Raw genomic sequence first — 269 nt, 5'->3', positions numbered from 1 at the left:
CAGCTCGGTGAATGCGAACCGCGAGCTTGGTGTCGAGCTGGATTCTAGCCAGATCGAGGAGGCCCGGAAAATGATCAGCGCCTGGCCTTCCCGATCCATATCGAAGAGCGATCTCGACATCTTGGCCGAGCAAGCCAAGAAGCTACCGACGCCCGCTCCGATAGTGAGGGGTCAGGATGAAGACTCAGCGCTTCTTGACGTCGAACGGCTCCTTGCCGATGCTCGGGAACCGGAGCGATCTCTCTGGGTGAAGGTTGAGGACGGCGCTC

General features: G+C 59.9%; 1 protein-coding gene. It reads left to right on the top strand.

What is annotated here, in order from left to right; all coding sequences use genetic code 11:
- The coding region (locus tag SCA31_RS23615; RefSeq protein WP_410699445.1) for a hypothetical protein at nucleotides 1-269 on the top strand (269 nt) is incomplete at both ends.

Origin of the sequence: Chryseobacterium sp. SIMBA_028 (genome assembly GCF_046535285.1) — a bacterium.
Taxonomy (GTDB): domain Bacteria; phylum Bacteroidota; class Bacteroidia; order Flavobacteriales; family Weeksellaceae; genus Chryseobacterium.
This window is presented reverse-complemented; position numbering and strand designations above follow the sequence as displayed.